The sequence below is a fragment of the Rhizobium sp. FG113 genome, assembly GCF_057809895.1.
In genome coordinates, this window is record NZ_JBMDKV010000005.1 from 79,246 (window position 1) to 92,258 (window position 13,013).

Below are 13,013 nucleotides of genomic sequence, written 5' to 3' on the forward strand. Positions count from 1 at the left end.
CTCCAGTCATTAACAGGCCAGCGTGCGGACATGCCCCGCGACGCCATAGGAAAGGATCGCGCGGTCGCGCGTGATGATGGTCAGGTCGTTCTCCCGCGCCGTGGCGATCAGGATGCGGTCTGCGGGATCGTTGTGAACGGGCTGCGGTAGAAAAGATGACGCGACAAGCGCCTGCAGAGAAACGTCGGCGGTCTGCGCACCGATCATGTCGATAGCGTCCTCGAACCAGGACATCGCATCCTTCGTCGTTGGCAGCCGCCCCTTGCTGATCAATATTCCAATCTCCCACGCCGACATCGACGAAACAAACAGGCCGCGCTTTTCACGTCCACTACTAAGCGCAACATTCGCATCTCTGCTGAGTGGCGCTCCCTCGACAAGCCAGAGAACAGTGCAGGTATCGAGGAGGAAGCGGTCAGTCATCGTCGTAGACTTTACCCCAATCCGGATCGGCAGGCGCGGTCAGATCGACCCCCGGCATGATGGTCAGCGTCCCCTTCATGCATCCCCAGGCGGGGTGCACCTCGATCAGCGTCCCATCCTCCAGCTCCATCCAGCGCTTGCCATCCTTGTAGATGACGTCGTCCTCCGTAAACATCTTGACCGGCGGCTCGTCAGGCAAAACCGGTGCGGCACTTCCGCCCTCATAGCCCGCCTGCTTCTTCTCCGCGAAACCGGTCGCGTTGCCACGGCGATGCGCTGCTACCTCTTCCAACGGAACGCTGAGATAATCCGCGATCTGGTCCTGCTCTTCCGCGCTCATCTTCCGTTCGCCGCTCAGCATGCGCGAGACCGCACTCGGATCAAGCCCCATGAAACGGGCCATGTCTCGAAGCGACGCGTCGCGCGCTGAAAGCTTTTCGTAGAACCATGCGCTGTCGATCACACCCATGTCGATCTCCTCTGGAAACGCCGGAGCACATTAGCACAATGCGACCAACGCAACAATCAGAGCGAGTGTTGCGATTATCTCATGCTCGCTCGAAACCGCGCGCCACCTCCCAGTCCGTGATCCTGCGGTCATACTCCTCCTGCTCCCATTCCGCTGCGCGCGTGTAGTGGTCGATGACGTCGTCGCCGAAAGCATTGCGCAGCATCTTGGACTTTGTCATGGCCGTGGTCGCGGCCCGGAGCGTCCGCGGAATCTCGCGCACCTTTCGCGCACCATAGGCGTCGCCGACGAAGGGCGCTTCCAGCTCCATCTTGTTCTCGATCCCGTCGATCCCTGCTGCCAGCAGCGCGGCGAAGGCGAGATAGGGGTTGAGGTCGGAGCCGCCGACGCGGCATTCAATACGGATCGCCTTGGTGCCGTCACCGCAGAGGCGATAGCCGGCCGTGCGGTTGTCCTTGCTCCAGATCGCCTTGGTCGGCGCGAACGTGCCGGCCATGAAGCGCTTGTAGGAGTTGATGTAGGGCGCCAGGAAATAGGTGATCTCGCTGGCATGCGCGAGCAGGCCTGCGATGTAGTTTTCCATCAGGCTGGACATCCCGTACTTGCCCTTGTCGTCGGCAAACAACGGCGTCTTGCCGTCGGCGCTCCAGAGTGACTGGTGGATATGCGACGAGCTGCCGGCGGCGTTGTAGTGCCACTTGGCGAGGAAGGTGATGGCCTTGCCCTTGGCCCAGGCGATTTCCTTGCAGCCGTTCTTGATGATCGAGTGACGATCGGCCATGGCGAGCGCGTCGGCGTAGCGCACGTTGATCTCCTCCTGGCCTGCCGAAGCCTCGCCCTTGGAGTTCTCGACGGGAATGCCGGCGCCCTGCAGCCCGGTGCGGATCGCCCGCATCACCTCTTCCTCCTTGGTGGTCTGGAAGATGTGGTAGTCCTCGTTATAGGCGCTGGCGAGCTTGAGGTTGCGATAGCCGGATGCCTGCGCGGATTCGTAGGTCTGGTCGAACAGGAAAAACTCGAGCTCCGAGGCCATGAAGGCCTTCATGCCCATGTCTTCCAGCCGCTTCACCTGCTTCTTCAGGATCGCGCGCGGCGAATGCGGCACTTCCTCGTGCGTGTGGTGGTCGAGCAGGTCGCAGAGCACAAGCGCTGTCCCCTCAAGCCAAGGAATGCGCCGAAGCGTCGAGAGATCCGGCTTCATCGTGTAGTCGCCGTAGCCCTTTTCCCAGCTGGTCGCCTTGTAGCCGGAGACGGTCTCCATCTCCATGTCGGTGGCGACGAGATAGTTGCAGCTGTGTGTTTCCTTCCAGGCGCTTTCGACGAAGTATTCGGCCTGGAAACGCTTGCCCATAAGCCGCCCCTGCATGTCGACCTGGCATGCCAGCACGGTATCGATGCGTCCGTCGGCAACGTCCCGCTTCAGATCGTCGAGAGTATAGATGCTCATATGGACCTCCCCATAAATTTAAACTGAAATCGGGCCAACGAAACGGCATGCTCCGTGCGGCAACGCCGCGCCGGACTGCGCAGTCTAATGTCGGTCAACCGCAATGCAGGGCCGCCGGACGCGGCCCCGCTTTCTTGGAAGAATATGTCAGCCCTCGCCGACAGCCTTTTCGGCAGCTGCGATCTCGGCCTGGCGGCGTGCCACTTCCTCGCCGATCGGCGGGCCCTTGAAGCGGCGGCTCTCGAAGCCGAACCAGACGATCGCGGTCAGCACCAGGAAGCCGACGGTCACGTAGAGTGCCGGGCCGTTCGGCGGCTGCACGCCGAGAACGAAGATCAGGATCATCGCCAGGATGGTGAGCACCGAGAACAGCTTGTACATGCCCTCGCCGATGTTCCACGGACCCATCTTGTCCCACTTCGAAGTCCCCCAGGCGAAGAGGCCGAGCGTGATCGGGATCGCGAAGGAGAAGAACAGGAAGATGACCGTGCAGGAGACCACGATCGTGTAAACCGGCGTGTCACCGATCGAAACGAGCGAAGAGCCCCAGACGAAGAGCACCGAGAGGATCGATCCGGTCCAGATGGCCGATACCGGCGTGCGGTACTTCGGGCTGACCTTGGCGAGCGCCTTGGAGGCCGGAAGGCCACCGTCGCGCGAGAAGGCAAAGATCATGCGCGAAACGGAGGTGACGGTCGCAAGGCCGCACAGCCACTGGCACACGAGGATCGCGAAGTAGAGGATATCCTTGACGGTCGCATTGACCTGCGTGTCCATCGCCCAGAAGAACACGTTCCAGCCCTGCTTGGCGGCGTCATCCATGTTCGGCAGCATCAGCACGAACGAGCAAAGCATGATGTAGCCGAACAGCGCCGACCAGAGCACGGAGGAGACCATGCCGCGCGGAACGGAATGGGCGGCCTTGACCGTTTCTTCCGACGTATGCGCCGAGGCGTCATAACCGGTGATCGTGTAGATCGGTAGCAGCAGACCGAGCAGGAACACCCAGGTGCCCGACGTTGCCGGCCAGACATTGCCACCGGCTTCGCCGGAATAGTTGGCGAAGGTGAACAGGCGGCCGATCTCGTAGGACGGCGCGAAGTAGAGGCACACGGCCGACAGCGCGATCGCCGATGCGAAGATCAGGTAGCCCGAGAAGTCGGTGAGCTTGGCGGTCAGGCCGATGCCCATGTGGTTCACGAGCGCCTGCGCGCCGGTGATGATCACGAGGAACAGGATGCGCACCGTCGTCGTATCGGTCAGCCCGAAATAGGTGGTGCCGAACGAGCCCATGAAGAAGTAATAGGTGCCGACGTTGATGGCGCCGAGAACCGTGACAAGGCCGAGCAGGTTGAACCATGCCGTCAGCCAGCCGGTGAAGCGGTTGCCGAGGATCGAACCCCAGTGATAGAGGCCGCCGGCCGTCGGATAGGCCGAGCTGATCTGCGCCATGGCGACGGCGAACACCAGCGAAACGAAGCAGCCGATCGGCCAGCCGATGCCGATAGCGGCACCACCCGCGCCGGCCGTTGCCTGCGCCAGCGAATTGATACCACCGGAAAGAATGCAAATGATCGAGAATGAAACGGCAAAATTCGAAAACGAGCTCATGCGCCGTTCGAGTTCCTGGGCATAGCCCATGGAATGCAGGATGTGCACATCCTGCTTCTTGTCGAGTTCCGAATAATCGGACATGACGTCCCCCTGTTTAGCCATCAACCGCGGAATTGCGGCTGATTATCCAGTGCCAAAGTGCCCGCGACGTGTTCGCCTGCGGGCGGATCGCAGTTAGACTGCTCCCTGGGGTCTTATCTTTCGTCGTCAGGCGTCCCGGCTCTGCTGGAGCAGCCTTGTCAGATAGCTGGCCATGACCCCTTGGCCAGCCGGGTCTGCGATGAGGTCGTTGCGGACCTCGATCATTACATTGCGCAATCCGTTCGACAGCCCGTGCAGGATCAGCGTATGCGTCACGCCGTCTGAGGGGCCGTAAGGCTCGTTGCGCTCAACTCTATAGTGCGTCGTCTCACCCGCAGCGGCAAGCATAGCATCCGCCAGACGGGTATCGTCATCGTGCAGCACGCCAACCTCGACCGCGCGCGTCTTTCCGTGGAAGACAGGCGTAAAGCTGTGGACGGTGACGATAACGGTCTCCTGTCCCCGCGTCTTGCGATCACGAATGAGTGCGCGAATGGCATCATGAAACGGGATGTAGAGAGCCTCGGTGCGCGCCGTCTTTTCTTCCGCGCTCAGGCCTGCATTTCCCGGGATGTCGTAGACCTCGCTTTTCTCAGGCATGGCGCCGGCCGATTCCGGCGGCCTGTTGCAATCGTAGATCAGTCGTGAAAACCGCTGGTGAACCAGCGTGGCATCGAGCGCCTCGGACATGCCCCTTGCGACCGCAAGAGCGCCGGGATCCCAGGCAATGTGACTGTTGAGCGCCTCCTCGGAAAGACCAAGCGTTCCGAAGCTGGCAGGCAGAACCCGCGATGCATGTTCGCAGACGATAAGCACCGGGCTGGTGCCATCTGGCCTTTCGACCGCGACGCACTCCCCTTCCCCTTTGCCGAGCACTTCCAACCGAGCAAGCACCACAGTCGCTCCACCACAACTGTTAATAAAATACTTATTAAGAAAAGAATTCTTCAGCTTTCCATAAGTGTCAAGCACGTACTGAAAAAATCTTTTCATGACAGTGGTTGACATGGATTGTGACAGCGTTGTTAACTTTGAGTGGGAAAGTGGCACAAGACCAATCCCGGGGAGCAAGATCGCGTGACCGTTGCGTCGAAGACAGTTTCGGACGTAATCCACTCGCATTTTGGCGTGCTCACGCGCGCCGAAAAGCAGTTGGCTGAAAGTCTGTTGGACAACTACCCTGTCTCGGGACTGGGGAGCATCACGACGATTGCCGAAAACGCCGGCGTATCGACCCCAACGGTCGTGCGCATGGTCCAGAAACTCGGTTTCAAGGGCTATCCGGATTTCCAGGCGCATCTGCACCAGGAGGTCGAGGCGACGATCTCCAATCCTATCGCCAAGCATGACCGCTGGGCGTCCAACGCGCCAGGAACTCACATCCTCAACCGTTTTGCCGACGCCATCATCGACAATCTGCGCCAGACGCTGACCGGTCTCGATACCGCGACCTTCGATAGCGTCGCGACGCTTCTGTCGGACCGCAAGCGCAACCTCTATTTCGTCGGCGGCCGCATCACCGGCGCGCTGGCCGAGTATTTCTTCACGCATATGCAGGTCATTCGCCCCAATACGGCGCTTCTGTCGGCCAATTCGAGCAGCTGGCCGCAATATGTCCTGAACATGAACCCAGGCGATCTGCTGATCATCTTCGACATCAGGCGCTACGAGCAGGAGCTCGTCAGCCTTGCCACCGCCGCCAAAAACAGCGGCGCCGAGATCATCATCTTCACCGACCAGTGGGCCTCTCCCGCCGCGAAGCTGGCACGCCATACGTTTCGCGTGCAGATCGAGGCGCCGTCGGCATGGGACAGCTCCGTCGTCACCCTTTTCATCGTCGAGGCGCTGATCGAAGCGGTTCAGAACTCGACATGGGACGAAACGAAGGAGCGCATGAAAACGCTGGAAGGCCTTTTCGAACAGACGCGGCTCTTCCGCAAACTTGGTTAGGAGGGACAATTACGACAGCGAAGATGTAACGGGCAGCAAACAAGGACGTGTCGCAATCGAAACATCCTTGCCAAACGCCCGCGATACAAAGAAAAAATAGCGTCATCCAACTGTCACACAAGCTTCACGTAACGTCAGTAACAGCATCGTCGGACACTGAAACCCGAAGGAGAACAACAGTGATCTCTAATCTTTCTCGACTGCTCTCGCTCTCTACAGCAATTGTTGTGGCTTCAACCGCAATTGCTGCCGCAGAGCCAAGCGCTGAACTCATCGCCGCCGCCAAGAAGGAAGGCACGCTGACCACGATCGCTCTCCCGCACGACTGGTGCGGCTATGGCGACGTCATTGCCGGCTTCAAGGCGAAGTATGGTCTGGAAGTGAACGAACTGAACCCGGACGCTGGTTCGGGCGACGAAATCGAAGCCATCAAGGCCAACAAGGGCAACACCGGCCCGCAGGCTCCTGACGTCATCGACGTCGGCCTCTCCTTCGGCCCGACCGCAAAGGCTGACGGCCTGATCCAGGCTTACAAGGTTTCGACCTGGGATTCGATCCCTGACAGCGCCAAGGATGCCGACGGCTTCTGGTACGGCGATTACTACGGCGTTCTCTCCTTCGTCGTGAACACCGACATCGTCAAGGAAGTGCCGAAGGACTGGGCCGACCTGAAGAAGTCGGACTACGCCAACAGCGTTGCTCTCGCCGGTGACCCGCGCGCGTCCAACCAGGCCGTTCAGGCTGTTTACGCTGCCGGCATCGCTGCTGGTGAAAAGGACGCGACCAAGGCTGGTGAAGCCGGTCTCGCCTTCTTCGGTGAACTCAACAAGGCAGGCAACCTCGTTCCTGTAATCGGCAAGTCCGCTTCGCTGGCACAGGGCTCGACCCCGATCGTCATCGCATGGGACTATAACGGCCTGTCCTGGCGCGATACGCTGAAGGGCAACCCGCCGGTTGAAGTCGTCGTTCCGGCATCGGGCGTCAACGCCGGCGTTTACGTCCAGGCGATCTCCGCTTTCGCTCCGCACCCGAACGCTGCCAAGCTCTGGATGGAATACCTCTATTCGGACGAAGGTCAGCTCGGCTACCTGAAGGGCTATTGCCACCCGATCCGCTTCAACGATCTGGCGAAGAACAAGAAGATCCCGCAGGACCTTCTCGACAAGCTGCCGCCGGCTGCTGCCTATGAAAAGGCTGTCTTCCCGACGCTCGAAGAGCAGGAAGCCGGCAAGACCGCTATCACCGGCAAGTGGGATAGCGTCGTCGGCGCCAACGTCCAGTAATACAGCATGAAACCGGCCTCCCCGTCTTATCGCGGGGAGGCTTTTGCCCCTCCGACGCCGCAAGAAGAGCTTTTTCAATGAGCACTGTTTCGACGACGCCCGTGGTGAGCACGGCCCCGCTGATCACCAAGGACCGCGTGATCGACTGGCTCGGCATTACACCCTTCATTATTTTTGCCCTGCTTTTTCTTATTATTCCCACGCTCTACCTTGTGGTCGGCGCCTTTTTGACGCCCGAGGGTAACTTCACGCTGAAGAACATCGGGGATCTCTTCACCCCGTCGATCCTCAGCGCCTATTGGATCAGTATCCGCGTCTCCGTCGCCTCGGCACTCGGCGGCGCGCTGATCGGCTTCTTCCTCGCCTGGGCCGTGGTGCTCGGCGGCTTGCCGACATCGGTGCGCTCGACGCTTCTGACCTTCTCCGGCGTCGCCTCGAACTTCGCGGGCATCCCGCTCGCCTTCTCGTTCCTGGCAACGCTCGGCCGCACCGGCCTCGTGACGGTTTTCCTGCGGGACTGGTTCGGCTTCAACCTCTATGGCACCGGCTTCAACCTGCTCTCCTTCTTCGGCCTCACCATCACCTACATGTACTTCCAGATCCCGCTGATGGTGCTGATCCTGACGCCGGCGCTGGACGGCATGAAGAAGGAATGGCGCGAAGCGGCCGAAATCCTCGGCGCCAGCAATCTGCAATATTGGACCAAGGTCGCCCTGCCAATCCTCTGGCCGAGCCTTCTCGGCACCACGCTGCTGCTTTTCGCCAACGCCTTCGGCGCCATCGCGACGGCCTATGCACTGACCGGTTCCTCGCTCAACATCGTCCCCATCCTGCTCTATGCGCAGATCCGCGGCGACGTCCTTCACAATGCGAACCTCGGCTATGCGATCGCGCTCGGCATGATCGTCATCACCGGCGTATCCAACATCCTCTATCTCATGCTGCGCATGCGCGCTGAACGGTGGCAGAAATGAAGGCTCAAAAACTCGGCGCCTGGATCGCCATCGCCATCGGCGCGACCTATTTCATCGTGCCTCTGCTCGGAACCATCGAGTTCTCGCTGCGCATGCGCCGCGATGCCTACAGTTTCGACGCCTACCTCTCGGTCTTCTCCGACGAGCGCTTCCGCGCCACCTTCGGCTATTCGATGATGATGGCGCTTCTGACCATCGTCTTCGGCATGCTGCTGATCGTGCCGACGGCTTACTGGGTGCGCCTGCGCATGCCGCAGATGCGTCAGGTCGTGGAGTTCATCACACTGCTGCCGTTGGTCATCCCGGCCATCGTCATCGTCTTCGGCTATTTGAGGATGTATAATTCATCCTCCTACCTGCCGATGACCGGCTCGACGACGGGCACCAACATCCTGCTCGTCTTCTCCTACATCACGCTGTCGCTGCCCTACATGTACCGCTCCGTCGATACCGCCATGCGCGCCATCGACGTCAGAACGCTGACCGAAGCCGCCCAGAGCCTCGGCGCCAGCTGGTGGACGATCATGTTCAAGTGCATTTTCCCGAACGTGATGAGCGGCATCCTCTCCGGCGCCTTCATCACACTGGCGATCGTCATGGGCGAATTCACCTTCGCGGCACTTCTGAGCCGTCCGGCCTTCGGCCCCTACCTGCAGCTGGTCGGCGCCAACAGGGCCTACGAGCCCTCGGCGCTCGCCGTGATCGCATTCTCCATCACCTGGCTCAGCATGGGCCTGCTCAATCTCGTCTCGCGCATCGGCAGATCCCGCCCGGCCAAGGCTTAAGGTATTTCGACATGTCATTTCTCTCGCTGACCAACATTCAGAAATCCTTCGGCCAGGTTCAGGTCGTCAAGAACTTCAACATGAACATTGAGAAGGGAGAATTCGTCTCCTTCCTCGGCCCGTCGGGCTGTGGCAAGACCACGGTCCTGCGCATGATCGCCGGCTTCGAGAACCCGACCGGCGGCAATCTCAGCATCGCCGGCAAGGACATCGCGCCGCTGAAGCCCAACCAGCGCAACATCGGCATGGTCTTCCAGGCCTACGCGCTCTTCCCGAACATGACGGTGCATGACAACGTCGCCTTCGGCCTGAAGATCGCCGGCAAGCCGAAGCCCGAGATCGACGCCCGCGTCAAGGAGATGCTGGCGCTGATCCACCTCGGGCACCTCGCCGACCGCTACCCCTACCAGATGTCAGGCGGCCAGCAGCAGCGCGTCGCTCTCGCCCGCGCCCTTGCCGCCAAGCCGCAGGTGCTGCTGCTCGACGAACCGCTGTCTGCCCTCGACGCCAAGATCCGCGTCTCGTTGCGCGAGGAAATCCGCCAGATCCAGCAGTCGCTGGGCATCACCACGATCTTCGTGACCCACGACCAGGAAGAGGCGCTGTCGATCTCCGACCGCATCGTCGTCATGAACGGCGGCCGCGCCGACCAGATCGGCACCCCCTTCGAGATCTACAACACGCCGGCCACGCGCTTCGTCGCATCCTTCGTCGGCACGTTGAACATCATCGAGGCCAAGGTCGTAGACCCCTCGGTCAACCGCATCCAGATCGGCGACCAGGGCGTGACGCTCCGCGAAAACATCTCCACCTACAAGGCCGGCGACACCGTCTCGCTGGCGCTGCGCCCGGAAGCCGGATCGCTTGCCGAAAGCACCCCGAGCGACACCAAGCTCACGGGCGAAGTCGTCTCCGCCCACTTCCTCGGCTCCGTCATCCGCACCCGCATGAACGTCGGCGGCAACGTCATCTCCTTCGACATGTTCAACAGCCCCGGCGTCAAGCCGCCGGCCACCGGCGAAACGGTGACCCTGCGCTTCATGGCGGCGGATCTGCTGGTGATCCGGGATTGATCACCCAATCTCCTGATCTTGAAGGCGTCGCCCATGGCGGCGCCTTTTCCGTTTGCGGCTTTGCCACAGCGGGCGCGCCGACACCGCAACATGACGCGAAAACACCAGAAAACGCTTGAAATCCCCACCCCATTGCGCGACGACGGCACAACCGAAGTCATACCGCAAGAAGCCCGCATCATGTCCCCCACCACCACGCCCGCAGCCGCCCCTCGCCGACTCACCGCCCAGGATTTCAAGACGCTCGGCCTCTCCGCCCTCGGCGGCGCGCTGGAGTTCTATGATTTCATCATCTTCGTCTTCTTCGCTGGTGTGATCGGCCACCTGTTCTTCCCGCCCGACATGCCCGACTGGCTGGTGACGATCCAGACCTTCGGTATCTTCGCCGCCGGCTATCTGGTGCGCCCGATCGGCGGCATCGTGTTGGCCCATTTCGGCGACATGTTCGGCCGCAAGCGCGTCTTTGCCTTCTCGATCATGCTGATGGCGTTGTCGACACTCGGCATGGCCGCCATGCCGACCTATGCCACGATCGGCATCGCAGCCCCCATCCTGCTGATCCTGATGCGCGTCCTGCAGGGTGCGGCGATCGGTGGCGAGGTGCCCGGCGCCTGGACGTTCGTTGCCGAACACGTTCCCTTCCGCCGTGTCGGCTTTGCCTGCGGCTTCCTCTGCTCGGGCCTGACGCTCGGCATCCTGCTCGGCTCCTTCATCGCCACCATCATCAACTCGGCCTTCACGCCCGAGGATGTCGCCGCCTACGCCTGGCGCATCCCCTTCTTCCTCGGCGGCATCTTCGGTCTCGTCGCCGTCTATCTCCGCCGCTGGCTGCAGGAGACGCCGATCTTCTCGGAGATGAAACAGAGCCGGTCGCTGATGCGCGAACTGCCGCTGAAGGCCGTGCTGCGCGACTATCCGCGCGGCGTCATCATCTCGATGCTGCTCACCTGGATTCTCTCCGCCGGCATCGTCGTCACCACGCTGATGACCGCGACCTTCCTGCAGAAGCTCTATGGCTACACCGCGCAGCAATCGCTGGCAGCGACCAGCTTCGGCACGCTGTTCCTGATCTTCGGCACGGCGGCCGCGGGTGCGATCGTCGATCGCGTCGGCTCGGGCCGCTTCTTCATCGTCGCCAGCATCTTCTTCGGCGCCGCCACCTTCGCCTTCTACACCTACGCCGCGACGTCGCTCACCGTGCTCTTCGTGCTCTATGCGATCATGGGCCTCTCCGTCGGCCTCGTCGGCGCTGTGCCCTACGTGATGGTCCGCGCCTTCCCGGCCCGCGTCCGCTTCACCGGCCTCTCCTTCTCCTACAACGTCTCCTACGCCATCTTCGGCGGCCTGACGCCGCTGGCGGTCGCCTCGGCTCTCCCGTTGAACCCGATGGCGCATGCCTATTACCTGCTGTTCATCGCAGCCCTTGCCTTCGCGCTCGGCGTCTACCTGCTCGTCAAGGGCGACACGGTGGAGGCCGATGTGGGCATCGAGGAACTCAACCAGCGGCTTGCCGCAGGCGCCTGAGAGCAGCACAATAAGCCATTAACGGGCCGGCAGGCATTTCAGCCGGCTCGATCAATGAGAGATATTTCAATGATTACTTGCCATCTGCGTTATGTCATCGACCCCTATAAGGTCGCCGAATTCGAGGAATACGCCAGGCTCTGGATCCCCATCGTCAACCGCATGGGCGGCAACCATCACGGCTATTTCCTGCCCTCCGAAGGTGCCAACAACATCGCGGTCGCCTTGTTCTCTTTCCCGAGCCTTGCCGCATACGAAGACTACCGCACGCGCATGGCCGTCGATCCCGAGTGCCAAGCGGCATTCGATCTGGACAAGCGCAAACGCAGCATCATCAGCTATGAGCGCAGCTTCATGCGCCCGGTTCTCGGCTGACCGAGACGTCACCACATCCGCGAAGGCCGACCTCATCGGCCTTCCACTGGCTCCCATGACGAGGAACTGAAGAACGATGCCGGCACCTCAGATCAAGATCCTCGACACGCTCTCCGTGCCGGGAAACCCGGCCAAGCCGAACGACGACCGCTTCGGCTATAACGAGGCCTGCGCCTTCGTGATCGATGGCGCAACCGGCCTTGGCGACCGCCAATACATGGACGTATCAGGCAGCGACGCCGCCTGGGTCGCGGCACGCTTCGCGGATGGTTTCAGGCAGCAGATCACGCACCAGACGCCGGTCTCGGATGTCGCGCGCGCCGTGTCGCAGGATGCCAGGGCCGCATTCCTCGGCACCAACCCCGATGTGCCGCGCTACGCCTGGCCGCTCTCCGCCTTCTCGATGATCCACGCCACCGACGATCGCCTGACCTTCTACGGCCTCGGCGATTCCTGCGTCTTCCTATTGCAGGAAGATGGATCGGTGAGCTTTCACGCGGCGATCCCGAACGCCTTCACCCAGGAACAGGCGGCGGCCGCAAGCCACATCGCCCGCACCGGCGGCATCACAAAAGCTGGAGGCGCGCTTGGCGACACGCAGACGCTTGCCGCCCTGCGGCGGCGGCGCGAGGCTCAGAATACCGAGGGCGACATCTGGACGCTCGGGCTGGTGCCCGGCGCGGCCGATCATCTCCTTTCGGAAGAATTGAAGATCAAGGGCCGCGCCCACGCCATCATCTGCAGCGACGGCTTCGCCGATCTTGTCGTGCTCTACGAAGCCTATGACGCCGCAAGCCTGGTGCGCGCGGCACTCGACAAGGGCCTCGCCCCCATGATCGAGGAACTCCGCCGCTTCGAGCGCGAGACCGATCCTGAGGGCCTGCGCTATCCCCGCTTCAAGCAGAGCGACGACACGACCGCGATCCTGGTCGAACTCACGGCCTGATCGCCATTTGGCGAAACGACAATTTCCGATTCAGGATCGGGCCCTTGGCCGATGATCCTGAATCATTTT

General features: G+C 61.4%; 13 protein-coding genes. 8 read left to right on the top strand and 5 right to left on the bottom strand.

The features are described 5' to 3' along the window. Positions 1-9: 9 nt before the first annotated feature. From ACODTZ_RS15195 to ACODTZ_RS15215, 5 genes are all read right to left on the bottom strand, one after another. Positions 10-423: a type II toxin-antitoxin system VapC family toxin gene (locus tag ACODTZ_RS15195; RefSeq protein WP_289726821.1), complete on the bottom strand. Its 414-nt coding sequence runs from the start codon at positions 421-423 to the stop codon at positions 10-12. Then, positions 416-892 (bottom strand): helix-turn-helix domain-containing protein, encoded by a 477-nt coding sequence (locus ACODTZ_RS15200; RefSeq protein ID WP_489026659.1) that lies wholly within the window; start codon positions 890-892, stop codon positions 416-418. Before ACODTZ_RS15200 ends, ACODTZ_RS15195 begins: the two co-directional genes overlap by 8 nt. Positions 893-971: 79 nt before the next feature. Further along, entirely contained in the window at positions 972-2,339 is a 1,368-nt protein-coding gene (locus ACODTZ_RS15205; protein WP_489026660.1) for a glutamine synthetase family protein, read from the bottom strand. Between the two features lie 147 nt (positions 2,340-2,486). Next, on the bottom strand, positions 2,487-4,034 hold the full coding sequence (locus tag ACODTZ_RS15210; RefSeq protein WP_047505872.1) for an amino acid permease: 1,548 nt from the start codon (positions 4,032-4,034) through the stop codon (positions 2,487-2,489). 126 nt (positions 4,035-4,160) lie between these two features. Then, complete coding sequence (locus ACODTZ_RS15215) at positions 4,161-4,931, bottom strand: N-formylglutamate amidohydrolase (protein WP_489026661.1); 771 nt, start codon at positions 4,929-4,931, stop codon at positions 4,161-4,163. Positions 4,932-5,111: 180 nt separating this feature from the next. Between ACODTZ_RS15215 and ACODTZ_RS15220 the strand changes: the two genes are divergently transcribed. From ACODTZ_RS15220 to ACODTZ_RS15255, 8 genes are all read left to right on the top strand, one after another. Next, positions 5,112-5,984 carry a MurR/RpiR family transcriptional regulator gene (locus ACODTZ_RS15220; RefSeq protein WP_047505874.1) on the top strand — a complete coding sequence of 291 codons (873 nt, stop codon included), beginning with the start codon at positions 5,112-5,114 and terminating at the stop codon, positions 5,982-5,984. Between the two features lie 179 nt (positions 5,985-6,163). Continuing rightward, positions 6,164-7,267: an ABC transporter substrate-binding protein gene (locus ACODTZ_RS15225; protein WP_111562139.1), complete on the top strand. Its 1,104-nt coding sequence runs from the start codon at positions 6,164-6,166 to the stop codon at positions 7,265-7,267. Between the two features lie 77 nt (positions 7,268-7,344). Then, positions 7,345-8,241 carry an ABC transporter permease gene (locus ACODTZ_RS15230; protein ID WP_111562140.1) on the top strand — a complete coding sequence of 299 codons (897 nt, stop codon included), beginning with the start codon at positions 7,345-7,347 and terminating at the stop codon, positions 8,239-8,241. Then, positions 8,238-9,026 carry an ABC transporter permease gene (locus tag ACODTZ_RS15235; protein WP_018897520.1) on the top strand — a complete coding sequence of 263 codons (789 nt, stop codon included), beginning with the start codon at positions 8,238-8,240 and terminating at the stop codon, positions 9,024-9,026. Before ACODTZ_RS15230 ends, ACODTZ_RS15235 begins: the two co-directional genes overlap by 4 nt. A gap of 11 nt (positions 9,027-9,037) precedes the next feature. After that, complete coding sequence (locus ACODTZ_RS15240; protein WP_209190894.1) at positions 9,038-10,099, top strand: ABC transporter ATP-binding protein; 1,062 nt, start codon at positions 9,038-9,040, stop codon at positions 10,097-10,099. A gap of 180 nt (positions 10,100-10,279) precedes the next feature. After that, the gene (locus tag ACODTZ_RS15245) at positions 10,280-11,623 is read left to right on the top strand and encodes an MFS transporter (protein WP_489026662.1); all 1,344 of its coding nucleotides are present in this window, start codon (positions 10,280-10,282) and stop codon (positions 11,621-11,623) included. A 69-nt stretch (positions 11,624-11,692) separates the two neighbouring features. Continuing rightward, the gene (locus ACODTZ_RS15250; RefSeq protein WP_489026663.1) at positions 11,693-11,998 is read left to right on the top strand and encodes an NIPSNAP family protein; all 306 of its coding nucleotides are present in this window, start codon (positions 11,693-11,695) and stop codon (positions 11,996-11,998) included. Positions 11,999-12,074: 76 nt separating this feature from the next. Beyond that, positions 12,075-12,944, top strand: a complete 870-nt coding sequence (locus ACODTZ_RS15255; RefSeq protein ID WP_489026664.1) for a hypothetical protein — start codon at positions 12,075-12,077, stop codon at positions 12,942-12,944. Positions 12,945-13,013: the final 69 nt, after the last annotated feature.